Source organism: Salmonella sp. SG203 (genome assembly GCF_013350575.1).
Classification (GTDB): Bacteria; Pseudomonadota; Gammaproteobacteria; order Enterobacterales; family Enterobacteriaceae; genus Salmonella; species Salmonella enterica.
On sequence record NZ_SNMT01000003.1, the window covers coordinates 42361 to 67542 of the forward strand.

21 protein-coding genes are annotated in these 25182 nt (G+C 52.4%); 15 read left to right on the forward strand and 6 right to left on the reverse strand.

Features of this window, described 5'->3' with window-relative positions; genetic code table 11:
* The first annotated feature begins 7 nt into the window (after positions 1-7).
* Positions 8-2074: an SPI-4 type I secretion system protein SiiF gene (gene siiF, locus HV477_RS06220; protein ID WP_000358566.1), complete on the forward strand. Its 2067-nt coding sequence runs from the start codon at positions 8-10 to the stop codon at positions 2072-2074.
* Positions 2075-2351: 277 nt separating this feature from the next.
* Here siiF and HV477_RS06225 read toward each other — a convergent pair whose 3' ends face one another.
* Positions 2352-2633: a YjcB family protein gene (locus tag HV477_RS06225; protein WP_000719058.1), complete on the reverse strand. Its 282-nt coding sequence runs from the start codon at positions 2631-2633 to the stop codon at positions 2352-2354.
* A 562-nt stretch (positions 2634-3195) separates the two neighbouring features.
* Here HV477_RS06225 and HV477_RS06230 point away from each other — a divergent pair.
* The gene (locus HV477_RS06230) at positions 3196-4797 is read left to right on the forward strand and encodes an EAL domain-containing protein (protein WP_023197779.1); all 1602 of its coding nucleotides are present in this window, start codon (positions 3196-3198) and stop codon (positions 4795-4797) included.
* On the opposite strand, the gene soxS is transcribed toward HV477_RS06230, so the two are convergent.
* Positions 4785-5108, reverse strand: coding sequence for a superoxide response transcriptional regulator SoxS (gene soxS / locus HV477_RS06235; RefSeq protein ID WP_000019483.1), 324 nt, complete (start codon positions 5106-5108; stop codon positions 4785-4787). The genes HV477_RS06230 and soxS overlap by 13 nt on opposite strands.
* 86 nt (positions 5109-5194) lie before the next feature.
* Between soxS and soxR the strand changes: the two genes are divergently transcribed.
* The 4 genes from soxR (at position 5195) to HV477_RS06255 (ending at position 10106) form a co-directional block, all read left to right on the forward strand.
* Positions 5195-5653: a redox-sensitive transcriptional activator SoxR gene (soxR, locus tag HV477_RS06240; protein ID WP_000412686.1), complete on the forward strand. Its 459-nt coding sequence runs from the start codon at positions 5195-5197 to the stop codon at positions 5651-5653.
* Positions 5654-5945: 292 nt separating this feature from the next.
* Positions 5946-6614 (forward strand): glutathione S-transferase family protein, encoded by a 669-nt coding sequence (locus HV477_RS06245; RefSeq protein WP_000958575.1) that lies wholly within the window; start codon positions 5946-5948, stop codon positions 6612-6614.
* A 346-nt stretch (positions 6615-6960) separates the two neighbouring features.
* Complete coding sequence (ghxP, locus tag HV477_RS06250; RefSeq protein WP_000106907.1) at positions 6961-8310, forward strand: guanine/hypoxanthine transporter GhxP; 1350 nt, start codon at positions 6961-6963, stop codon at positions 8308-8310.
* Positions 8311-8459: 149 nt separating this feature from the next.
* The gene (locus HV477_RS06255; RefSeq protein WP_001536604.1) at positions 8460-10106 is read left to right on the forward strand and encodes a Na+/H+ antiporter; all 1647 of its coding nucleotides are present in this window, start codon (positions 8460-8462) and stop codon (positions 10104-10106) included.
* Positions 10107-10200: 94 nt separating this feature from the next.
* Here the strand turns inward: HV477_RS06255 and HV477_RS06260 are convergent, their stop codons facing one another.
* Positions 10201-11088, reverse strand: a complete 888-nt coding sequence (locus HV477_RS06260; RefSeq protein ID WP_000354962.1) for a LysR family transcriptional regulator — start codon at positions 11086-11088, stop codon at positions 10201-10203.
* A 103-nt stretch (positions 11089-11191) separates the two neighbouring features.
* Between HV477_RS06260 and HV477_RS06265 the strand changes: the two genes are divergently transcribed.
* A complete protein-coding gene (locus tag HV477_RS06265) occupies positions 11192-11602 on the forward strand; it encodes a CidA/LrgA family protein (RefSeq protein ID WP_000257347.1) in 411 nt (136 codons plus the stop codon).
* On the forward strand, positions 11595-12284 hold the full coding sequence (locus HV477_RS06270; protein ID WP_001067096.1) for an LrgB family protein: 690 nt from the start codon (positions 11595-11597) through the stop codon (positions 12282-12284). The genes HV477_RS06265 and HV477_RS06270 overlap by 8 nt, the downstream gene beginning before the upstream one ends.
* A 38-nt stretch (positions 12285-12322) precedes the next feature.
* On the opposite strand, the gene actP is transcribed toward HV477_RS06270, so the two are convergent.
* From actP to acs, 3 genes are all read right to left on the reverse strand, one after another.
* On the reverse strand, positions 12323-13972 hold the full coding sequence (gene actP, locus HV477_RS06275) for a cation/acetate symporter ActP (protein ID WP_000832536.1): 1650 nt from the start codon (positions 13970-13972) through the stop codon (positions 12323-12325).
* Positions 13969-14283: a DUF485 domain-containing protein gene (locus HV477_RS06280; RefSeq protein ID WP_000999620.1), complete on the reverse strand. Its 315-nt coding sequence runs from the start codon at positions 14281-14283 to the stop codon at positions 13969-13971. The genes actP and HV477_RS06280 overlap by 4 nt, the downstream gene beginning before the upstream one ends.
* 240 nt (positions 14284-14523) lie before the next feature.
* Positions 14524-16482, reverse strand: a complete 1959-nt coding sequence (gene acs / locus HV477_RS06285) for an acetate--CoA ligase (RefSeq protein ID WP_079898752.1) — start codon at positions 16480-16482, stop codon at positions 14524-14526.
* Positions 16483-16913: 431 nt separating this feature from the next.
* On the opposite strand from acs, the gene nrfA reads away from it, so the two are divergent.
* The 7 genes from nrfA to gltP all read left to right on the forward strand — a co-directional run bounded on the left by nrfA (position 16914) and on the right by gltP (position 25069).
* Positions 16914-18350: an ammonia-forming nitrite reductase cytochrome c552 subunit gene (gene nrfA, locus HV477_RS06290; RefSeq protein WP_023193496.1), complete on the forward strand. Its 1437-nt coding sequence runs from the start codon at positions 16914-16916 to the stop codon at positions 18348-18350.
* Between the two features lie 44 nt (positions 18351-18394).
* Positions 18395-18961, forward strand: coding sequence for a cytochrome c nitrite reductase pentaheme subunit (gene nrfB, locus HV477_RS06295; protein ID WP_175064939.1), 567 nt, complete (start codon positions 18395-18397; stop codon positions 18959-18961).
* Positions 18958-19629 (forward strand): cytochrome c nitrite reductase Fe-S protein, encoded by a 672-nt coding sequence (gene nrfC / locus HV477_RS06300; RefSeq protein WP_079898751.1) that lies wholly within the window; start codon positions 18958-18960, stop codon positions 19627-19629. Before nrfB ends, nrfC begins: the two co-directional genes overlap by 4 nt.
* On the forward strand, positions 19626-20582 hold the full coding sequence (gene nrfD / locus HV477_RS06305) for a cytochrome c nitrite reductase subunit NrfD (protein ID WP_175064940.1): 957 nt from the start codon (positions 19626-19628) through the stop codon (positions 20580-20582). The genes nrfC and nrfD overlap by 4 nt, the downstream gene beginning before the upstream one ends.
* On the forward strand, positions 20575-22797 hold the full coding sequence (nrfEF, locus tag HV477_RS06310) for a heme lyase NrfEFG subunit NrfEF (protein WP_079898749.1): 2223 nt from the start codon (positions 20575-20577) through the stop codon (positions 22795-22797). Before nrfD ends, nrfEF begins: the two co-directional genes overlap by 8 nt.
* Positions 22794-23414: a heme lyase NrfEFG subunit NrfG gene (gene nrfG, locus HV477_RS06315; protein ID WP_000083245.1), complete on the forward strand. Its 621-nt coding sequence runs from the start codon at positions 22794-22796 to the stop codon at positions 23412-23414. Before nrfEF ends, nrfG begins: the two co-directional genes overlap by 4 nt.
* 344 nt (positions 23415-23758) lie before the next feature.
* On the forward strand, positions 23759-25069 hold the full coding sequence (gene gltP, locus HV477_RS06320) for a glutamate/aspartate:proton symporter GltP (protein ID WP_000793278.1): 1311 nt from the start codon (positions 23759-23761) through the stop codon (positions 25067-25069).
* Positions 25070-25182: the final 113 nt, after the last annotated feature.

Here is a 25182-nt window from a genome sequence, read left to right on the forward strand (position 1 = left end):
TTTACTTATGGATAAAAAACTAGAACCTTATTATTTAAGTGCGGAAACGGCATTATCTATAGTGTCTAAAAAATTCAACATAAAAATTGATATCAAAGAGGATGATATAAATTTAAGATTTAAAAAGTACGACAGAAATAACACTGATGACTCTATACAAATGAAGAATTTCTTTTTGTCGTTAGGGCTTTCTCTACAGGATATATTATTTAATAATGGTGAGGATTTACTAAATGAGCCTATGCCGATTTTACTATTAACACCAGAAATGAAGTGGATGGTGTGTGTGAGCGGCGGGCAAAAAATAAAGTTGGTAAACGCGCGCGGTGAACTCTGTTATGTTGAAATTGAAGATGAATATTTAAAAGAGTTATCTGCATTTAGTATACTACCTTTAAATAAAGTTGTTGATAGTATAAGAGTAAAAAATATCATAAAAAACTCTTTATCGATGAACAAGATTTTTTATACTAAATACTTCTTTTCATCTCTTTTTATGGCAATTTTTGCGTTAACTATCCCAGTATTTAGTAATCTGTTCTATGATAAGCTTGTTCCAAGCGCTTCGGTTTCATCTTTATTTGGCGTGGCTATAATTGTTGCTGTATTTATTGTTTTTGAGTTTATCCTTCGTACTTCGAAAGATATTTATCAGTCTATCACAGCAAGGCAGGATGACGTCGATATTGATATCGCATTTCTTGAAGCGGTACTTTATAGTAAAAAGAAAAATGGCAGATCCATGTCATCAGCATTTGTGCTATGGAATGAGTTTCAGAAAATTAAACCCGTTTTATTAAACTCGATCTTTCAACGTATAGCCGATATTCCAATATTTATTATATTTCTCATTGTTATATATGTAAATTTAGGTCTGGTTGTTATTGTACCTATTACCATGTTTATCGTCTCTATTATTATTTCCCTCGTTAACCACCATTATACTAATGAGTTAATGAACAAACAAAAAGAAGGACAGAAGAACAGGAATATTTTTATCTCAGAAGTTTTCTTATCTATTAAAATGATCCATACCTTAAATAATCAAGGTTTACTTTTTGATTGGGTTAATACATCAAATGAACAGTCGTATCTTAACCTGAAGATAAGGAAATTAAATCTTATCTATCAATCTATATTGGGGAGTATGTCATCTATTACCCAAATAACTATTATGGTAATAGCCTTTTTTATGGTAATCAAGGGTGATGTTACTACTGGCGCAATTGTTTCATCTGTCATTGTCTCTGGCCGTATTTCCGGGATCATTTCGAATTTTTCTTCTACATTAATCTCTATTTTATCAGCAGAAAAAACCGGTAAGGATCTGCTTTCTTTTTTTGATGAAGATCAGGCAGAAAAAACACCGGCATTACAGTCAATATCAAAGTGCAATGGCGATATCTCTATCCGGGGCGTGAGTTATCAGTATGATGCTCAATCTCCGATGATTATTAACCGACTGTCTATAGACATACCTGCGGGGCAACGTGTCGCGGTGGTAGGCGAATGCGGAGCAGGAAAAAGCTCATTACTGGGAATGCTATCTGGCTACCTTTCGCCAACAGACGGTGCCATTTTATATGATGGATATAACTTAGGACATTTATCGCAGAACTTTTTTTCTCAGCATTTAAGCGTGGTGACGACACATGATGTTTTATTCACCGGAACCATTGAAAGTAATTTCGCGTTAAAACCGCAAAACGACAGGGGCCGGGTACTCAAGGCGCTTCAGCTGGCGAACTGTGGTTTTATCTTGCAACATCCTATGGGGCTGAAGTTTCCGGTGAATTTTATGGCTAAAAACCTGTCATCCGGACAGCAGCAGCAGTTATTATTAGCACGTAGTCTGAGTAGTGACGCCAGCGTCTTTTTATGGGATGAACCAACATCAAATCTGGATGAGAATACCGAGAAGCAAATTTTTGATAACTTAGATGAGTTTATTCATGGGAAAACGTTGATCATGGTGACGCATCGTCGATATCTGATAAAGTATTTTGACCGGGTCCTGGTAATGAAAGGTGGAAAAATAATCCGTGATTGTTCTCCGGATAAATTATTAATGTAAAATAAGCAGCGCTTGTCGCTGTTATCAGGTGGTACTGCTTAATAAAAAAGACCCGTTGCACAAACGGGTCTTTTTTGTCATTTAACGAGTCGGCAACGTCTTCAATAAGTTTAGCTCGATTCTGTTAGGGCTATTCCACTTGCCATTTTTGGATAACCACACCTGGCGGCCCTCATCAACGGCAATGCGAGGGACGTGATGGTTCGCAAGGCTACCCCTGGCGCGCGATTCCGCGTTGAGATAACCGGTGGGCGACTTCAGCGGCAGCGATAGCCTATCAGGTCAGCACCATCGGCCATTCTGGTGGGGTCTGGCTCATCGTTTCGACCATTACGGCTTCAATGTTATGCCAGATCGCAGCGAGATCCATCATGGTAATACCGAGTAAACCGGTGGCAAACCAGCAGGCGGATACTACGCCCAGACCGCTACTGATCACCGCCAGACCAATATAATCTGATTTACGGAAACGGATATTGAGCGTGCTGGCTAAAAACATGAGCACGGCGCTCAGCAGTTGCCAACGGAGAAGAACGACACCAGTGGTTATGGCAGCCATGAAACATTTCCTCTGAATAGACCTTTGTCCAGGACAGCGCGGCGTTGCTCCCGGGAAGCATGGGATATTCTGGCTATCGACGGACGTCACATCAACATCGAATGAAACATTGTTTCTATTTCATTTTTTTTGTGAACTATATCACAAAAACCAGCTTGTTCGCCAGATCGGCAATGTATTTTTTGTGCGTTTTATAACCGTATTTTTTGTGTGACTTCTACGCGTCCGTAGAGAAACTGCCGGAAAGCAAAGATGTATTATTACTACTCTTTTATTTTTTTTCGTGAAATTCAGACCTGATAAAAATATCAAGTTATTTATCAAAAGAAAGGAGTAAAGATGTATACCCCATCGTTTACTTGAGTATAAATCTGATATTATCAAAAATATTTAGTGTCCTGCCTGGTATGCGAAAGAGATTGCGCGTAGTTATTAATGGTAAATGTTGATCGGTAAAAGTCTGTTGCTAATATTGATAAATTCATGCACCGTAAACCTCCGTTTGGTTCACGTCTTATTTTGCCAACAATAGTCACAAATAATGCAGGGAAATAGGCTGAAAATGAGTCAAAGCACACGACGCAAGGTGTTGAGATTTCTCGGAACGATCATTGTGGTGTTACTTCCTGTATTGCTGGCGATCTGGTTTGCTCATATCCGGGCAGTCTCTGAAACCAGAAATCAGTTACATTCATTTGCGCAGTCGGTATTAGATAAAACGGAGCGGGTTATCCTGCAAGCAGATTTAGCCCGCGATGCCGCTGAACAATATCAGGGGCAAGCCTGTACGCCAGCCCATCAACAGCGAATGCTGAATATTATCCGCGGTCGTTTGTACATTAATGAGTTGATTTATGCTAAGGGCCAGCGTTTTCTATGCTCTACGGTTATGACGCCAACAAGTCCTTATTTTATTCCCCGCGCTGACTATAAACGAAAGCCTGACATCGCTATTTATTACTATCGTGATACGCCTTTTTTCAACGGTTATAAAATGACATATATGCAGCGGGGAAACTATGTCGCGGTTATCAATCCCTTATCTTATAGCGAGGTGATGTCAGACGATCCGGCGTTGGCCTGGGGAATGTATGATACGGTGACCAACACCTTTTTCTCCCTGAGTGAACAGGCGCAGGCTGATCAGCTATTACCTTTGGTACGACGGAGTGAACCTGTGTTCCAACAGGGTGAGCGTTTTTATACTCTGGTTAAATCAGCAAAACGACCGGTTGCCGCGATTGTTTCAACCTCAAAGCAACGCTTTTACCAGAACCTCTTTCATCAGCTTACGTTAACGCTACCGTTAGGGATCATCTGTAGTATTATCGTCTTATTTATGTGGTCACGATCCCGGCAGGCATATTACTCACCGCGTCGATTGCTGCAACGGGCCATTACCAGGCACCAGCTTTGCCTTCATTATCAGCCGATCATTGATATCCGAAACGGGACATGTGTAGGTGCCGAAGCGCTATTGCGTTGGCCGGGCTATCACGGTCCGGTGATGAGCCCGTGCGAATTTATTCCTCTGGCGGAAAAAGAGGGGATGATTGAGCAGATCACCGATTATGTCGTCGAAGAGGTATTTAATGATTTAGGTGGTTTTCTGGCCGCGCACCCGCATCTTTATGTCTCTATCAATCTCTCTGCCGCCGATTTTCTTTCTTCCCGACTAATTGTGATGATTCATGAAAAAACGCGTCAGCATTCAGTGCTTGCGCAACAGATAAAGGTTGAAGTGACCGAGCGCGGATTTATTGATGTGCCTAAAATGACGCCGATTATTCAGGCGTTTCGCCAGGCGGGATACGAGGTGGCAATTGATGACTTTGGTACCGGCTATTCGAACTTGCATAACCTGTACTCATTAAATGTCGACCTTTTAAAAATTGATAAATCTTTTGTCGACACGCTAACCACTAATAGCGCCAGCCATTTGATTGTGGAACATATTATTGAAATGGCGCAAAGTTTGCGGCTAAAAATCATTGCTGAGGGGGTTGAAACGGCTGAACAGGTTAGCTGGTTGCTAAAACGCGGCGTTCAGTATTGTCAGGGATGGCACTTTGCGAAGGCGTTACCACCGCAGGAATTCATCGCCTGGCTACAACAAACGCCCGCGCCTCTGACGATACGCGGGCAGACGCCCTACAGGCGGTGACGGTAATCGCTGGGAGTGCGATCGAACTCGCGGCGGAATACACGCGAGAAGGTTTGCTGCGATACATAGCCCAGGTCCATCGCGATATCAAAAATCGGGCGCTCGGTCGTTCGTAGCTCAACGGCCGCCAACAGGAGACGGCGCTGGCGAATATACTCGCCTAATGTTTGATGCGTTACCGTACGAAACATCCGCTGCAAATACCACTTGGAGTAGCCCGATTTTTTTGCCACCACATCAATGTTTAGCGGTTGGTCGATATGTTCATCAATCCATTCGATAAGGGTCTGAATTATCTGCTGATGCGACATATTGTTGCCTCTTAAACAGTATTCGATTCGTCGTTTTGTCTGCGGGCGAGTATAATTCCTCAAGTTAACTTGAGGTAAAGCGATTTATGGAAAAAAAATCTCCCCGTTTAAAAGCCTTACTGACGCCGGGGGAAGTTGCGAAACGTAGCGGTGTTGCTGTGTCCGCCCTGCACTTCTATGAAAGCAAAGGGTTAATTACCAGTATCCGTAATAGCGGTAACCAACGGCGATACAAGCGTGACGTGTTGCGTTATGTCGCGATTATCAAGATCGCCCAGCGTATCGGCATCCCGCTGGCAACTATCGGCGACGCGTTTGGTATCTTGCCGGAAGGGCATACGTTAAGCGCGAAAGAGTGGAAGCAGCTCTCATCGCAGTGGCGCGAAGAGTTAGACCGACGTATTCATACGCTGGTGGCGTTGCGCGATGAGCTGGACGGTTGTATCGGCTGCGGCTGTTTATCGCGTAGCGACTGTCCGCTGCGAAATCCAGGCGACAGGCTTGGCGAACATGGGACGGGTGCCCGGCTGCTTGAAGATGATTAACATGCACTCGGCCATCGGGCTGAGTTCACCTAAAACTAAAGCGCCGCTAAGGGCGCTTTAGTTTGTTTCCGGTCTTTGTCTTTCGCTCTATCCCGCTGATTACAGGAGGGTTTCCCCCGACGTCAACACCCCTCATATCGAGCACGTGGTGGAGGTTCCGGTTTGTGTTGATACTGTAAGTGTAAGCGACGACGCCCTGTTCGCCAGCGAAATGCTGATTTTTTAGCCGAAATTTTTACGGCAACTGCCATAATTTTCTATAGTTAGTTGGCATACCTTACAGGAGACAGCCATGCTGACGGTGCACCATTTAAATCAGTCTCGTTCGCAGCGCATCCTCTGGGCGCTGGAAGAGCTGGCGTTGCCTTACCAGATTGTGCGTTACCAGCGTGAAAAGACCATGCTGGCGCCGCCGGCATTGAAAAAAGTGCATCCGCTGGGCAAGTCTCCGGTTATCGAAGATCACGGTATGGTTATTGCGGAATCGGGCGCCATCCTGGAATATTTGCAGGACACTTACGACAGTATCGGACGCTTTAAACCTGCGGATGCGCAGGGGAAACAACACTATCGATTCTGGCTACATTACGCTGAAGGTTCGCTCATGCCCTTGCTATTGATGAGACTGCTCTTTACCTCTCTGGGTAAACCGCCGGTACCATTGGGCCTGCGAACGTTGGGCGGCGTTATCGGTAAGGGCGCGCAAAAAGCGTACCTTAATCCGCAACTGGAAACCCATGCGCGCTTTATTGACGGGCATCTGGCAAATCACCCCTGGTTTGCCGGAGAGCAGTTAAGTATGGCGGATATCCAGATGAGCTTCCCGCTATTTGCGCTGCTTGCCCGAGGCGGGATCGCTCATCTCGACCATATCAACGCATGGAAAGCGCGGGTAGAAATGCGTCCAGCCTGGCAGCGAGCGATTCAGCAGGGCGGTCCGTTTACCATTCCCGGCGGATAATGGCGTTTTTGTGAGCAAATTGCGCAACGTATTTGCTAACAGCGATGCGAAAAATTGTTGCTGGATTGCGCAGGGACGATAACGTTTGCGCATCGTCTGGCGATTTATTGAGCATACTAAGCAGAAAAGCATAAAAAGCGGCAAAGTTCAGTTGAAAAAGCGTTGATGATCGCTGGATAATCGTTTGCTTTTTTTTGCCACCCGTTTTGTATACGTGGAGCTAAACGTTTGCTTTTTTGCGGCGCCCCGGTTGTCGTAAATGTAGCACAAGGAGATAACGTTGCGCTGTTAGTGGATTACCTCCCACGTATACCGACGAATAATAAATTCTCAGGGGATGTTTTCTATGTCTACGCCTTCAGCGCGTACCGGCGGTTCACTCGACGCCTGGTTTAAAATTTCACAACGCGGGAGCACCGTTCGCCAGGAAGTCGTTGCTGGCTTAACCACGTTTCTCGCGATGGTTTACTCCGTCATCGTGGTGCCAGGGATGCTGGGTAAAGCCGGGTTCCCGCCTGCCGCCGTCTTTGTAGCGACCTGCCTGGTCGCAGGCGTCGGCTCTATTGTTATGGGGCTTTGGGCGAATCTGCCGCTGGCTATCGGTTGCGCTATCTCGTTGACGGCGTTTACCGCGTTTAGCCTGGTCCTGGGGCAGCATATTAGCGTCCCGGTCGCGCTTGGCGCCGTATTCCTGATGGGCGTACTGTTTACCGTTATCTCCGCCACCGGCATTCGTAGCTGGATTTTGCGTAACTTGCCGCAGGGCGTGGCCCACGGAACCGGTATCGGTATTGGCCTGTTTTTGTTGCTGATTGCCGCCAACGGCGTCGGCCTGGTCATTAAAAACCCGCTGGATGGCCTGCCGGTCGCGCTGGGCGATTTCGACACCTTCCCGGTGATTATGTCGCTTGTGGGGCTGGCTGTTATTCTCGGTCTGGAAAAGCTGAAAGTCCCCGGCGGCATTCTGTTGACCATTATTGGCATTTCTATTGTGGGTTTGCTCTTCGATCCTAACGTCCATTTTTCCGGCATTTTCGCCATGCCTTCGTTGAGCGATGAAAACGGCAACTCGCTGATCGGCAGCCTGGATATTATGGGCGCGTTAAACCCTGTCGTTCTGCCAAGCGTACTGGCGCTGGTGATGACGGCGGTGTTTGATGCGACCGGAACGATCCGTGCGGTCGCAGGGCAGGCTAACCTGCTGGACAAAGACGGACAAATTATCGATGGCGGCAAAGCGCTAACCACCGACTCCCTGAGTAGCGTTTTCTCCGGCCTGGTCGGGGCGGCGCCCGCCGCGGTGTATATCGAGTCTGCGGCCGGTACGGCGGCGGGTGGTAAAACGGGCCTGACGGCGATTACCGTGGGCGTGCTGTTTTTGCTGATCCTGTTTCTTTCGCCGCTCTCTTATCTCGTTCCCGTCTACGCAACTGCCCCGGCGCTCATGTATGTCGGTCTGCTGATGCTGAGTAACGTGGCGAAAATCGATTTTGCTGATTTCGTCGATGCGATGGCGGGGCTGGTAACGGCCGTATTTATTGTACTGACCTGTAACATCGTCACCGGGATTATGATCGGCTTTGCCACGCTGGTCGTCGGGCGTCTGGTTTCCGGCGAATGGCGTAAGCTGAATATCGGAACTGTCGTCATTGCGGTCGCGCTGGTCGCTTTTTATGCCGGCGGCTGGGCTATCTAGTTCTGCCTTCATTCTGAAAAACGGGCGGCGTTGGTCGCCCGTTTTCATTTTCAGGACACATCACGTTACCTTTTGCGTTAATCTGAAGAAGGTGAAACCGAGGCATGATGCCTCTCTCCATCATAAAAAACATCGCAAACAGGGAACGCATGGAAATTTTCTTCACAATACTCATCATGACCCTTGTGGTCTCGCTGTCGGGGGTATTTACGCGTGTATTACCCTTCCAGCTTCCTTTACCCCTTATGCAGATCGCCGTTGGCGCGCTGTTGGCGTGGCCGACGTTTGGTTTGCATGTGGAATTCGACCCGGAACTCTTCCTGGTGCTGTTTATTCCGCCGCTGCTGTTTGCGGATGGCTGGAAGACGCCGACCCGTGAATTTCTTGAGCATGGACGAGAGATTTTCGGGCTGGCGCTGGCGCTGGTCCTGGTAACGGTTGTGGGAATCGGCTTCCTGATTTATTGGCTGGTGCCCGGCATTCCGCTGATCCCCGCCTTTGCGCTGGCCGCCGTGCTGTCGCCGACCGATGCGGTAGCGCTCTCCGGAATTGTGGGCGAGGGGCGTATCCCGAAAAAAATCATGGGCATTCTGCAGGGAGAGGCGTTAATGAACGACGCCTCCGGTCTGGTATCGCTGAAATTCGCCGTCGCGGTGGCGATGGGGACGATGGTCTTTACCGTCGGCGGCGCGACGCTGGAATTTTTTAAGGTCGCTATCGGCGGTATTTTGGCGGGTTTTGTAGTCAGTTGGCTGTATGGTCGCTCGCTGCGTTTTTTGAGCCGCTGGGGCGGCGATGAGCCCGCGACGCAAATCGTCCTGCTGTTTCTGCTGCCCTTCGCGTCTTACCTGATTGCCGAACATATTGGCGTCTCAGGCATCCTGGCCGCGGTTGCCGCCGGGATGACCATCACCCGTTCTGGCGTAATGCGCCGCGCGCCGCTGGCAATGCGTTTGCGCGCGAACAGTACCTGGGCGATGCTGGAATTTGTCTTTAACGGTATGGTCTTTCTGCTGTTGGGACTGCAATTGCCAGGGATTCTGGAATCTTCGCTGGCGGCGGCGGAAGCTGACCCGAATGTCGAAACCTGGATGCTCTTTACCGATATCGTGCTGATTTATGCGGCATTGATGCTGGTTCGCTTCGGCTGGCTGTGGACCATGAAAAAGTTCAGCCTGCGCTTTTTGAAGAAGAAACCGATGGAGTTCGCCAGCTGGACGTCGCGTGAAATTCTGATTGCTTCCTTCGCTGGCGTTCGTGGGGCGATCACCCTGGCTGGTGTGCTCTCTATACCGTTACTTTTGCCGGATGGCAGCGGATTTCCGGCGCGTTATGAACTGGTATTCCTGGCGGCTGGCGTCATTCTGTTCTCGTTGTTTGTCGGCGTGATCATGCTGCCGCTGCTGTTGCAACATCTGGAAGTCGCCGATCATGCGCAACAGTTGAAAGAGGAGCGTATCGCCCGCGCGGCGACGGCGGAAGTGGCGATTGTCGCCATTCAGAAAATGGAAGAGCGTCTGGCGGCGGATACCGAAGAAAACATCGATAATCAGTTGCTTACTGAAGTAAGCTCGCGTGTCATTGGTAACTTGCGTCGCCGTGCCGATGGGCGAAACGATGTCGAAAGCTCCATACAGGAAGAAAACCTGGAGCGACGTTTCCGTCTGGCGGCGCTGCGTTCCGAGCGCGCCGAGTTGTATCATCTGCGCGCCACGCGAGAAATCAGCAATGAAACATTGCAAAAGCTGCTGCACGACCTGGATTTGATGGAAGCGCTACTGATAGAAAATCAGTAGTCCTTGTGGCCCGGTGGCGCCATGCTTACTGGGCCTACAAGTAGGCCGGATAAGGTGCTTGCGCCGCCATCCGGCAAGGGTTTTAACCCATGGCTTACGGTTGTTTCAGCCAAAACCCTTCGCAACAGGTTAACCATGCCCGGGCGCTGTGCGACAGATACACGCCCTCCCGCCAAATCATGCCCAACTGCCAGCGGAGATCGCTTTCCAGCGGTAGCCAGCGCAGCGTGGCCTTATCCAGACGCTGACAAATCGGCTCCGGCAAAATGGCGATGCCGACGCCCGCTTGCACCATGGCGGCGAGAAAATCCCATTGCCCGCTGCGCACGGCAATCCGTGGTTTTACGTCATGCTGGCTAAATAAGGTCATCAACTGGCGGCTCAGGGCAAAGTCTTCGTTATAGATAAGAAGAGGATGCTCCGCCAGAGCTTCAGGCGCGATGGAGTCGCAGGTTGTCCACTGACCGGAACGGGGAACCAGCACGCACAGCGGATGACTGAACAGCGATAACGTCGTCAGCCCGCTCGCTTCTTCCACCGGGAGCGCGGTCATCGCAACATCCAGCTCGCCATTCATTACTGCCTGCTGTACCGTCAGGCCGCCAAACTCCGAAATTTTAAGTTCAACGCCAGGGTAGCGTTGTCGAAACAAACTGATTGGCCCGGCCATCAACATGCCGACCATCGGGGGAATACCCAGCCGCAGCACGCCCTTATTGAGATGGTTAATATCGCTCAACTCAGCCTCTAACTGGCGAAACTCAGCGAGGATCGCCAGACCGCGTTCAAACACCACGCGTCCGGTATCGGTCAGCAATAACTTACGTCCGTCGCGGATCAGTAGCGTACAGTTAAGCTCATCTTCAAGATTTTTCAGCATCTTGCTAATGGTGGGCTGGGTGACAAATAACTTCTCCGCTGCGCGGGTGAAACTTTGCTGGCGCACCACCTCGACAAAATAACGCAGCGTTCTGATATCCATGATTATTCCTTCCGACTATGCCTGCAATGATTTTAATTCATTTCTGCCCGTGACGGAGGTTCTCTATACTGGCGCTCCGTATTATTTTTCAGGACATTCCCTCATGGCTGTGGCGATAAGCCGCGTTACGCCTGCCGTTGTGCAACGACTCCAGGTACCGGTTCAGGTACTGCTCTATGCAGGTTTATTCATTTTTTCCCAATATCTTGTCTCCTGGCTGCACCTGCCGTTGCCCGCGAATCTGGTCGGCATGGTACTTATGTTGGCGCTGATCGTTTGCCGGATTATTCCGCTTAGCTGGGTACGCGCAGGCGCACGCTGGCTGCTGGCGGAGATGCTGTTATTCTTTGTTCCCGCCGTCGTGGCGGTAGTGAACTATGCCCATCTGTTACTGGTGGACGGCTGGCGCATTTTCTCGGTGATAGCGATCAGTACCTTAATGGTACTCGGCGCGACGGCGTGGGTGGTGGATAAAGTGTATCGCTATGAGATGAGTAGGCTAAACCGTGAATAACGTTCAGTTAAGCGTACTGTGCCTGGTGATTACGCTGGGAATTTACTTCGCCAATAAGCGTCTGTATCGCCGTTTTCGCAAACTGCCGTTGATGCCATTAGTGTTGACGCCGGCACTGCTGGTGTTAATGCTGGTGTTCGGTCATATCTCCTGGCAAAACTATATTGGTGAATCGCACTGGCTATTGTGGCTGCTCGGCCCGGCGACCATTGCCTTTGCGGTGCCGGTGTACGATAACCTCGCGATTATCAAACGTCACTGGATGTCGCTCACCGCGGGCGTAGTGACGGCGACGGTGGTGGCGGTCACCAGTTCCGTTTGGTTGGCGCGTCTGTTCACGTTATCGGATGAGATTCAGCGTAGTCTGGCGGTACGTTCCGTTACCACGCCATTTGCGCTGGCGGCGGCAGAACCCCTGGGCGGGCAGCCGGATCTGGTGGCGCTGTTCGTAGTCGTCACTGGCGTGTTTGGCATGGCGGTCGGCGACGCGCTATTTTTGCGTCTCTCTATCCGGGAAGGCATGGCAAAAGGGGCAGGATTCGGCGCGGCGTCACATGGGGCGGGCACAGCGCGTTCCTATGAACTTGGTCAGCAGGAGGGCGTCGTCGCCAGTCTGGTCATGATGCTGTCCGGCGTGGTGATGGTACTGGCTGCCCCGCTGGTGGCGAGGGTGATGTTCTGATTTTCCTCCGACCCACGGGGCCGGAGGAAACGGTAAGATTAATGCGCACGCCCTTGTTGTACGCCGAATCCCGTTTGGGAGCGGATAAACTGAGCGCGGAACTGCTCACGTTCACGGTTGCCTTCTGCCGAGTTATCGGTGGCCGAGAAGAACCAGATCCCCAGGAACGCCACGCTGATAGAGAACAGCGCCGGATACTCATACGGGAAGATCGCTTTTTCGTGGCCGAGGATCTGCACCCAAATGGTAGGGCCAAGAATCATTAGCACCACCGCTGTCAGTAAACCTAACCAGCCGCCCAGCATAGCGCCGCGCGTGGTCAGTTTTGACCAGTACATGGAAAGCAGAATGATGGGGAAGTTGCAGCTCGCGGCGATAGCAAATGCCAGGCCCACCATAAAGGCGATGTTCTGATTTTCAAACAGGACGCCGAGGATAATGGCGATCACGCCCAGCACCAGGACGGTGATTTTCGACACCTTCAGCTCTTCACGTTCGGTTGCGCCTTTGCGGAACACGTTGGCGTACAAGTCATGCGACACCGCCGATGCGCCCGCCAGCGTCAGACCGGCGACCACTGCCAGAATGGTGGCAAACGCCACTGCCGAAATAAAGCCGAGGAACAGGTTGCCGCCTACCGCGTTGGCCAGATGTACCGCCGCCATGTTATTGCCGCCAATCAGCGCGCCCGCGGCATCTTTATAGGCGGGATTCGCCCCCACCAGCATGATAGCGCCGAAGCCGATAATAAAGGTCAGAATGTAGAAATAGCCCATAAAACCGGTGGCATAGAACACGCTCTTGCGCGCTTCGCGGGCATCGCTGACCGTAAAGAAACGCATCAGAATATGCGGCAAGCCGGCGGTGCCGAACATCAGTCCCAGACCCAACGACAATGCCGAAATCGGATCTTGCACCAATCCTCCTGGGCTCATAATCGCCGTGCCTTTCGGGTGTACCGCCATGGCTTCGGTAAACAGATTATTGAAGCTAAAGCCGACGTGTTTCATCACCATAAAGGCCATAAAACTGGCGCCAAACAGCAACAGGACGGCTTTGATAATTTGCACCCACGTTGTCGCCAGCATCCCGCCGAACAGCACGTACATCATCATCAGCACGCCGACCAGCACCACGGCGATGTGATAGTTGAGGCCGAACAGCAGTTCAATCAGTTTACCGGCGCCGACCATTTGGGCGATGAGATAAAGCGCCACCACTACCAGGGAGCCACAGGCCGAAAGAATACGGATTGGCCCCTGTTTCAGGCGATAAGAGGCAACGTCAGCAAAAGTATAACGTCCCAGATTACGCAGGCGCTCGGCAATCAAAAACAGGATGATTGGCCAGCCGACAAGAAAGCCCAGCGAATAGATCAGCCCGTCATAACCGGAGGTAAACACCAGCGCGGAAATGCCGAGAAATGACGCGGCGGACATATAGTCGCCGGCAATCGCCAGGCCGTTCTGGAATCCGGTGATATTGCCGCCAGCGGTGTAGTAGTCGCTACGGGAACGTACGCGTTTAGAGGCCCAGTAGGTAATACCGAGCGTAAACACGACGAAAATCAAAAACATGATAATCGCCTGCCAGTTGGTGGGCTGGCGTTCAACCGCGCCGCTAATGGCATCCGCCGCATGAGCGGCGAAGGGGAGTGCGGCGGCAAGCGCCGTCAGAACTCTCTTCATAATGCTTTCACCTCATGCAGTACGGCGTTATTAAGACGATCGAATTCGCCATTCGCCCGCCAGATATAAATTCCGGTCAACACAAAAGAAATCACAATCACCCCGACGCCAATGGGAATTCCTCGGGTGACGCTGGTTCCCGCATGTAGAGGCGTGCCCAGCCAGCCAGGCGCGAAGGCGATCAGTAAAATAAAGCTGATATAAACCGCCAGCATGATAACCGACAGAATCGTGGCAAACCGTTGCCGTTTTTCAACTAATTCCCTGAAACGCGCACTGTCTTCTATCCGCTGATAAATTTGGTCATTCATCACAGAGCTCTCCAGAGGTCCCCCTGCGTCTTTCGCGCTACAGGCGCGTTGGCCGCACTCGCCCACCCCAGTCACATAGTGAACTATGCTGCTGGGGATGTGCTCGCTTGCCGCCTTCCTGTAACACGAAATCCTTTGGGGGAGGGTTTTTTTATATTTCCCTCTCCCGGTTTGAGAGAGGGCAGGGGTAGGGTCGTAGGCCGGATAAAACGCTTTCGCGTTGCCATCCGGCATTTATGGTTATGACGGCATCGCGATGGCCTGCTTCTCTTCGAGCAGTTTCTCCACCACGCCAGGATCGGCGAGAGTCGAGGTATCGCCCAGATTGCTGGTATCGCCCGTCGCGATTTTGCGCAAAATACGGCGCATAATTTTGCCTGAACGGGTTTTTGGCAGTGAGTCGGTCCAGTGCAGCACGTCCGGCGTCGCCAGCGGGCCAATCTCTTTACGTACCCAGTTACGCACCTCCGCGTACAGTTCTGGCGACGGTTCCTCGCCGTGGTTGAGCGTCACATAAGCGTAAATCGCCTGGCCTTTGATAGCGTGTGGAATACCCACCACCGCCGCTTCGGCGATCTTCGGATGCGCCACCAGCGCTGATTCGATTTCCGCCGTACCCAGACGGTGACCGGAGACGTTTAACACGTCATCCACGCGACCGGTGATCCAGTAATAGCCGTCTTCATCGCGACGCGCGCCGTCGCCGCTGAAATACATATTCTTAAAGGTAGAGAAATAGGTCTGCTCAAAACGTTCATGATCGCCGAACAGAGTGCGCGCCTGGCCCGGCCAGGAATCGGTGATGACCAAGTTGCCTTCCGTCGCGCCTTCTTGCGGATGGCCTTCGTTATCCACCAGCGCAGGCTGTACGCCAAAGAAAGGACGGGTGGCGGAACCGGCTTTCAGTTCGATAGCGCCCGGTAGCGGCGTGATCATAAAACCGCCTGTTTCAGTCTGCCACCAGGTGTCGACGACCGGACATTTTTCCTTGCCGATCTTCTTCCAGTACCATTCCCACGCTTCGGGATTGATCGGCTCGCCGACGGAACCCAGAATGCGCAGTGAAGAACGGTCGGTGCCTTCAATGGCTTTATCGCCTTCCGCCATCAGCGCGCGGATAGCCGTCGGGGCGGTATAGAGAATGTTGACCTGGTGTTTGTCGACCACCTGGCACATGCGAGCGGGCGTTGGCCAATTCGGCACGCCTTCAAACATTAAGGTGGTCGCGCCGCAGGCCAGCGGGCCATACAACAGATAGCTGTGCCCCGTCACCCAACCCACATCGGCGGTACACCAGTAAATATCGCCAGGGTGATAATCAAAGACATACTTAAAGGTGGTCGCGGCGTAGACCAGATAGCCGCCGGTGGTGTGCAGCACGCCTTTCGGCTTGCCGGTGGAGCCGGAGGTATAAAGGATAAACAGCGGATCTTCGGCATTCATCGCTTCAGGCTGGTGCTCAGGGCTGGCTTTTTCAATCAAATCGCGCCACCACAGGTCGCGGTCTTCTTGCCAGTCAATGTCGCTGCCGGTGCGCTTCAGGACGATCACATGCTCAACGCTAGTGACATTCGGGTTTTTCAGCGCGTCATCGACATTCTTTTTCAGCGGGATACTGCGTCCGGCGCGTACACCTTCGTCAGCGGTGATCACCAGCCGCGAGCTGGAGTCGATAATGCGTCCGGCGACGGCTTCCGGCGAGAAGCCCCCGAAGATCACCGAATGCACCGCGCCGATGCGGGCGCAGGCCAACATTGCCACCGCCGCTTCCGGCACCATCGGCATATAAATCGCTACCACATCGCCTTTTTTAATGCCCAGATCCAGCAGCGTATTCGCGAAACGGCAGACATCGCGATGCAGTTCGCGATAAGAGATATGTTTACTCTGCGACGCGTCATCGCCTTCCCAGATAATGGCGGTGCGATCGCCATTTTCCTGCAAATGGCGGTCAAGACAGTTCGCCGCCAGATTCAGCGTGCCGTCCTCGTACCATTTAATCGATACATTGCCTGGCGCAAAGGAGGTGTTTTTCACTTTTTGGTACGGCGTGATCCAATCGAGAATTTTTCCCTGTTCGCCCCAAAACGTATCGGGGTCGTTAATAGACTGTTTATATTTAGTCTCATACTGCTCTGGATTTATCAGGCAACGATCCGCAATGTTGGCGGGAATGGCGTGTTTATGTGTTTGGCTCATGCTGTTGTTCTCCTTGTAGGATGTTAATAATATGTCGCATAAACGTTAAATGTAGGGTCTTAATAAGTTTTGTTTAGTATTTGGGCGACAGATCACGCAAAAAGGGAACTGTGCAAATAAGCAGCAATCTATTTTTTGATTGTGTCCCGCAAAATTAGATAAATTTTCGGGATAACATGACGTTATATGAAATTTTTTAAAAAAGTGATCCGTGTCCGGAAATCAGAAAAGAGAGGGAGTTTTGTCCAGGTTACTAACTCTAAAGTGGTATTTTACATACACTTACAATTGATTAAAGACAACATTTTAAGTGTGGTTATTTGTTACACATAGAGGAGATCAATGTAATAACAGTATTTGTGCGGTTGCTGTTATGGAAAACGATAAAAAATCGCCATTAAAGATAATGGCGCAATCTGGATGAGACCTCTATGGCAAGGAAAACACTACGCGCACGCCGTTTCTTCAGCCTTATATTTCCTTTTTTCTTCATTACCTCTGTTTACGCTGAGCAAACGCCTGAATCCGCAAAAACCGTTACTGTTGAAGCGAAAAATGAAATGTTCGCGCCTCAACACCCCGACCAATATCAGTCATGGAAAGCGACGTCAGAACAGTCTGCCCGTGAAGATGCGCTGGCGGAAGACCCTCGTCTGGTGATCCTGTGGGCGGGCTATCCCTTCTCCCGTGATTACAACAAACCACGCGGCCACGCGTATGCGGTAACTGACGTGCGCGAAACACTGCGTACCGGCGCGCCAAAAACGGCGGAAGACGGCCCGCTGCCGATGGCCTGCTGGAGTTGTAAAAGCCCCGATGTCGCGCGCCTTATCCAACAAGAAGGCGAAGACGGCTACTTCCATGGCAAATGGGCGCGCGGCGGCCCGGAAATTGTCAACGATTTGGGCTGTGCCGACTGTCATAACACCGCGTCGGACGATTTCGCCCAGGGGAAGCCAGCATTAACGTTGTCGCGCCCCTATGCTGAACGGGCGATGGAGGCTATCGGCAAACCGTTTGAGAAAGCCGGTCGCTTTGATCAGCAATCGATGGTCTGCGGTCAGTGCCACGTGGAGTACTACTTTGACGGTAAAAACAAAGCCGTTAAGTTCCCGTGGGATGAGGGCATGAAGGTCGAAAATATGGAGCAATACTACGACGCCATCGCCTTCTCCGACTGGACTAACTCGCTGTCGAAAACCCCGATGCTCAAAGCGCAGCACCCGGAATATGAAACCTGGAGCGCGGGCATTCACGGTAAGAACAACGTGACCTGTATCGACTGTCACATGCCGAAAGTACAGAACGCCGAAGGCAAGCTCTACACCGACCATAAAATCGGCAACCCGTTCGACAATTTCGCGCAAACCTGCGCCAACTGCCACACCCAGGACAAAGCGTCCCTGCAAAAAGTGGTCGCCGAGCGTAAACAGGCGATTCATGACCTGAAAATCAAGGTTGAAGATCAGCTGGTACATGCGCACTTCGAAGCGAAAGCCGCATGGGATGCGGGGGCGACAGACGCGGAAATGAAACCGATTCTGAACGATATTCGCCACGCGCAGTGGCGTTGGGATCTGGCGATTGCGTCACACGGTATTCATATGCATGCCCCGGAAGAAGGTCTACGGATGTTAGGCAGTGCGATGGATAAAGCCGCGGATGCCCGTACTAAACTGGCGCGACTGCTGGCGACCAAAGGCATTACCCATGAAATTCCGCTGCCGGATATTTCGACGAAAGAGAAGGCGCAGAAAGCGATTGGTTTGAATATGCAACAAATCAACGCGGAGAAGCAGGACTTCCTGAAAACGGTCGTACCGCAGTGGGAAGATCAGGCGCGTAAAAACGGTCTGTTAAGCCAATAACCCCATTCCGCCCCGTAAGGGGCGGATAACTCAACGGAGTGAATATGAGCGTATTACGTTCGTTATTAACTGCTGGGGTGCTGGCGTCAGGCCTGTTCTGGAGCCTGAGTGGAATCACTGCCACGCCAACGCCGCAGGAGTCGGATCAACGCTGGACGGTCACCCAGCAGCGTAATCCGGATGCTGCCTGTCTGGACTGTCACAAGCCGGACACCGAAGGTATGCACGGTAAACATACGGGCGCTATCAACCCGAACAATAAATTGCCGATAACCTGTACCAACTGCCACGGTCAACCGTCGCTTCACCACCGTGAAGGGGTGAAAGATGTGATGCGTTTTAACGACCTGATGTATACGGTAGAGCAGCAGAACAGCGTCTGTATGTCCTGCCACTTGCCTGAACAACTGCAAAAAGCGTTCTGGCCGCACGATGTTCATGTTACTAAAGTGACCTGCGCCAGTTGCCATTCCCTGCATCCGCAGCAAGACACGATGCAGACGCTAAACGAGAAAGGGCGGATCAAAATATGCGTGGATTGCCACAGCGATCAGCGTACTAACCCGCACTTTAACCCGGCGTCCGTTCCGTTGCTTAAGGAGCAGCCATGAGTTGCAGCCGACGTCAATTTATTACCCGCGTCGGCGCGCTGGCGGCGGTCAGTGGGATGGCAGGACGCGTTGTAGCGAACACGTTGAATATTAACGGCGTGCGTTATGGCATGGTACACGATGAGTCATTATGCATCGGCTGCACGGCCTGCATGGATGCCTGTCGGGAAGTCAACAACGTGCCGGAAGGCGTATCGCGCCTGACGATTATTCGCAGCGAGCCGCAGGGGACGTTTCCTGATGTGAAATATCGCTTCTTCCGCCACTCGTGCCAGCATTGCGACCATGCCCCCTGCGTTGACGTCTGCCCGACCGGCGCATCATTCCGCGATGCCGCCAGCGGTATTGTCGACGTGAACCCGGACCTTTGCGTCGGCTGCCAGTACTGCATTGCCGCGTGTCCCTACCGCGTGCGCTTTATCCATCCGGTCAGTAAGACGGCGGATAAGTGCGATTTCTGCCGGAAAACCAACCTGAAAGCGGGCAAACAGCCCGCCTGCGTTGAGTCATGTCCGACGAAGGCGCTGACATTTGGTAATCTGGACGATCCCAACAGCGATATCTCCCGTTTGTTGCGGCAGAAAACCACCTACCGCTACAAGCTGGCGCTGGGCACAAAACCGAAGGTCTACCGCGTTCCCTTTAACTATGGGGAGGTGAGCCAATGACATCCGCTTCTGCATTTCATTTTGCATCACTGGTGTGGGACTGGCCCATCGCCATCTATCTGTTCCTGATTGGCATCTCCACCGGACTGGTTACGTTGGCGATTCTGCTGCGTCGCTTCCATCCGGAGGCGGGCGGTTCGGACAGCACGCTGCTGCGCACTACGCTGGTGTTAGGGCCGGGGGCGATTATCTTCGGTCTGCTGATTCTGGTCTTCCACCTGACGCGCCCGTGGACCTTCTGGAAGCTGATGTTCCACTACAGCTTTACCTCGGTGATGTCGATGGGGGTGATGCTGTTCCAGTTGTACATGGTGGTGTTAGTGTTGTGGCTGGCAAAAATCTTTGAAAAAGAGGTGATTGCCCTGCAACAGCGTTGGCTGCCGCGGTCAGGGATCGTGCAGAAAGTGCTGACGCTGATCGCGCCGTTTCATCGCGCGCTGGAGACGTTAATGCTGGTGCTGGCGGTCCTGCTCGGGGCGTACACCGGCTTTCTGCTGTCGGCGCTGAAATCCTATCCGTTCCTGAATAACCCGATCCTGCCGGCGCTGTTTCTGTTCTCCGGCATCTCCTCCGGCGCGGCGGTGGCGCTGATCGCTATGGCGTTACGCCATCGTAGCAACCCGCACAGCACCGAGGCGCGCTTTGTACATCGCATGGAAACCCCAGTGGTATGGCTGGAGATCTTCCTGCTGGCGGCCTTTTTTATCGGGCTGGCGCTGGGCGATGACGGCAAAATGCGCGCGCTGGCGGCGGCGCTGGGCGGCGGATTCTGGAGCTGGTGGTTCTGGCTTGGCGTCGTAGGGCTGGGATTGATTATCCCGATGCTGCTAAAACCCTGGGCCAACCGCAGCATCACGTTTCACGGCGCGCTGGCCGTTTGCGGCGCCAGTTTGACCGGCGTGCTGCTGCTGCGCTTTTTCATTCTTTATGCGGGACAGCTAACGGTTGCATAATCTGGACATCTTCCTTCCTGAAGCCGGATTTCTGGCGCTGTTGTTGAGTCTCGGGGTCAACGTGTTGACCCCGCTGGCGACGTGGTGCGGGATGGCGCAGCATTGGCGTGGCGTCATGCGCCTGACGACCTGCGGCGCGTGGACGGCGTTCACGCTGCTGCTACTGGCGTTTGCGATTCTGGTTAGCTGTTTTCTGACCAGCGATTTTTCGGTCGTTTATGTTGCGCAGCATAGCCATCGTCAGTTGTCATGGGGACTGAAACTGGCGGCGGTATGGGGCGGTCATGAAGGCTCGCTCCTGCTGTGGGCGCTGCTTCTTTCGGGGTGGACGGCGCTATTCGCCTGGCGCTCCCGGCATGAATCTGACGCGCTTTTTCCGCTGACCCTGAGCATCTTGTCCCTCATTATGGCTTCGCTGCTGCTATTTATTGTGCTGTGGTCCGATCCGTTCCTGCGTATTTTCCCTCCCGCCATGGAAGGGCGCGACCTTAATCCCATGCTGCAACATCTGGGGCTGATCTTACATCCGCCGCTGCTCTATCTGGGTTATGGCGGCCTGATGACCGCGGCGAGCGTAGCGCTGGCCTCGCTACTGTGCGGCGGCTTTAACGCGGCAACCGCCTGGGTGTGCTGGCGCTGGGCGTTACCCGGCTGGTGCGCTCTGACGCTGGGTATCATTCTCGGATCGTGGTGGGCGTATTGCGAACTGGGCTGGGGCGGCTGGTGGTTCTGGGACCCGGTGGAAAATGCCTCATTGTTGCCGTGGCTTGCCGCCAGCGCGTTGCTGCACAGTCTGTATGTCAGCCGCCAGCGCGGGAGCTTCCGCCACTGGTCGTTGCTGCTGGCGATACTGACGCTGATCCTCTCGCTGCTGGGAACGCTGATTGTGCGTTCCGGCATTCTTGTTTCGGTACATGCCTTTGCGCTGGATAACGTGCGCGCGGTGCCGCTGTTTACCCTTTTTGCCGCGTTAAGTCTGGCATCGCTTGCTCTGTACGGTTGGCGGGCGCGGGAGCCGTATCCGGCGACGCGTTTGGGCGGCGGAAAGTGCGAAACGCTCATTCTGGTCGCGCTATTACTTTTTTGCGCGGTACTACTGATTGTGCTGATTGGCACGCTCTATCCGATGATTTACGGGTTGTTCGGCTGGGGAAGGCTTTCGGTGGGCGCGCCCTATTTTAATCGCGTCACGCTGCCGTTTGGCCTGCTGATGCTGGTGGTTATCGTGCTTGCGACGGTAAGCCGCTGGACTCGTTCTCTGCATCGTCAGCTCCCGGCGTTGCTGGCGCATACGGGCGTATTTATCTTCGCCGCCGGGATCATGGTTTCCAGCGGCAGTCGGCATGAAATCAGCCTTAACCTCAGCCCCGGTCAGCAGGTGGTGCTGGCGGGCTATACCTTTCGTTTCGAGCGTCTGGATCTGGAGGCCAAAGGCAACTACACCAGTGAAAAAGCGCTGATCACGTTGTGGCGGAATGAAAAACGCATTGGCAGCCTGCAGCCTGAAAGGCGCTTCTATGCCGCGCGTCGTCAACAGATGATGGAGCCGGGGATTCACTGGAACCTGCTACATGACTGGTACGCGGTGATGGGCGAAAAAACCGGACCGGATCGTTACGCCATGCGCTTATACGTGCAGACCGGCGTGCGCTGGATCTGGGGTGGGGGATTGTTGATGGTGTGTGGAGCGCTGCTGAGCGGATGGCGGGGGAGGAAGCATCCTGAGTTATTGCCTGATGGCGCTGCGCTTATCAGGCCTACGAGTGAAAAGCATGGTAGGCCGGATAAGGCGTTTACGCCGCCATCCGGCAAGACGATGTTACTTGTGGCTTTTCTGATTTTTCTGCCTTTTAGCACCCACGCCCAAGTGGTGGATACCTGGCGCTTTGACAATCCGCAACAGCAGGAAAAAGCGCTATCTATTGCCAGTCAACTGCGCTGTCCGCAGTGTCAGAACCAGAATTTGCTGGAATCCAATGCGCCCGTGGCGGTCAGTATGCGCCATCAGGTTTACAGCATGGTGGCCGAAGGTAAAAGCGAAGCGGAAATCACCGCCTGGATGACCGACCGTTATGGTGATTTCGTACGCTACAACCCGCCGTTGAATGAGCAAACGCTGCTGTTGTGGGCGCTGCCGTACCTGCTGTTATTGCTGGTGGGCGTGGTGGCCTGGCGGGTGAGAAAGCGTCAGCACGCAGGAGAGGGGGAACAATGAGCCAGTCTGAACACTCCACTGTGCCGTTACGTCCCATGCCCGTAAAGCGTCTGGCGGCTGCGGCGGTGTTGATGGTGGCTGCCTGTGTCGGCGGCTATCTGTTGACGCCGAAATGGCAGGCTGTGCGTAGCGAGCAACAGCGTCTGGCCGATCCGCTACGTGACTTTACGAACCCGCAAACGCCAGAGGCGCAGCTTTCCAGGCTGCAAGAAAAAATCCGCGCCAATCCGCAGGATAGCGAGCAATGGGCGCGGCTGGGCGAGTATTATCTCTATCGCAATGCGTATGACAATGCGCTGCTGGCATATCGTCAGGCGTTGCGTCTGCGAGGCGATAACGCGCAGCTTTTCGCCGCGCTGGCAACGGTGCTGTATTACCAGGCCGGGCAACATATGACGCCTGCGACGCGTGAAATGATTAATAAAGCGTTAGCGCTGGATGCGACAGAAGTGACCGCGCAGATGCTGCTGGCGGCGGATGCGTTTATGCAGGCGGATTATGCGCAAGCCGTGTCGCTGTGGCAAACCTTACTGGATGCTAACTCGCCGCGAGTGAATCGCACGCAGCTGGTAGAGGCCATTAATTTGGCTAAATTGTTACAAAATCGGCAGAAATAATTTTTTCTTTTTTGTGACTTTTGTCATGTGTGCTGTTTAAAAAAACGGCGAATGAGACACAAGTAAAAATTAATTACCTCAGTGTATTATTCGTTTTTGACGAAGTAAAAAACTTTCCATAACAAATAGTTATTCATCATTAACGCCATAAACTCGCGTTATTATGCATAAAAACAGCCAAAAGCCCTGTTATGAAAGGGTTGCGCAAGACGCTATGCAAATGATACTGATTATGCGCGTTAAAAAACTCTACAAACCAACGCAACACAAATCATACCCTTTCAGTATGTATTGCTCTCATGCTTTCGGCGGAGAGCAACGCTTCATCGAGGAAGTCTGTTGTTATGAAAAATTTGAAAGTCAGCCTGGCCTGGCAAATTTTGCTGGCTATGGTGCTGGGCATTCTGTTGGGCAGCTATCTGCATTATCACAGTGACAGTCGTGAATGGCTGATTGCCAACCTGCTGTCGCCTGCTGGCGATATCTTTATCCACCTGATTAAAATGATCGTCGTGCCGATCGTGATCTCGACTCTGATTGTCGGCATCGCCGGCGTTGGCGATGCAAAACAGCTAGGCCGTATCGGCGCCAAAACCATTCTCTATTTTGAACTGATCACTACGGTGGCGATTATCCTCGGCATTACGCTGGCGAATGTCTTTCAGCCAGGCTCAGGCATTGATATGTCGCAACTGGCGACCGTCGATATTTCGAAATACCAGAACACCACGGCGGAAGTACAAAGTCATGCGCATGGGCTGATGGGGACGATACTGTCGCTGGTGCCGACCAATATCATCGCATCGATGGCCAAAGGGGATATGCTGCCAATTATCTTTTTCTCGGTCCTGTTTGGACTGGGGTTGTCATCCCTGCCGGCAACGCACCGCGAACCGCTGGTGACGGTATTTCGTTCCATCTCTGAAACCATGTTCAAAGTCACCCATATGGTGATGCGCTATGCGCCAGTGGGCGTTTTTGCGCTGATCGCCGTCACGGTGGCGAATTTTGGTTTCGCGTCGCTGTGGCCGCTGGCGAAACTGGTGCTGCTGGTACACTTTGCCATTATCTTCTTTGCGCTGGTGGTGCTGGGCATCGTGGCGCGCCTGTGCGGGTTAAGTATCTGGATTCTGATTCGCATTCTGAAAGATGAATTGATTCTGGCGTACTCGACCGCCAGCTCCGAGAGCGTACTGCCGCGCATTATCGAGAAGATGGAAGCTTACGGCGCGCCAGCCTCTATCACCAGTTTCGTGGTACCGACCGGTTACTCATTTAACCTCGACGGCTCCACGTTATACCAGAGCATCGCCGCCATTTTTATCGCGCAGCTATACGGTATCGACCTGTCGTTGTGGCAGGAAATTGTACTGGTGCTGACGCTGATGGTGACGTCGAAAGGGATTGCCGGCGTGCCTGGCGTTTCCTTCGTGGTGTTACTGGCGACGCTGGGCAGCGTGGGCATTCCGCTGGAAGGGCTGGCGTTTATCGCTGGTGTCGACCGTATCCTCGACATGGCGCGTACTGCGCTAAATGTGGTGGGGAATGCGCTGGCGGTGCTGGTGATCGCCAAGTGGGAACACAAGTTTGACCGCAAAAAAGCGCTGGCCTATGAGCGCGATGTGCTGGGCAAATTTGATAAAACCGCCCAATAACGGATTGCCGGATGGCGCTTTGCTTATCCGGCCTACAAAGAAAGAAAATGTAGGCCGGATAAGGCGTTCACGCTGCCATCCGCAACCTGCTCCGGGTTGCCTGATGGCGCTAC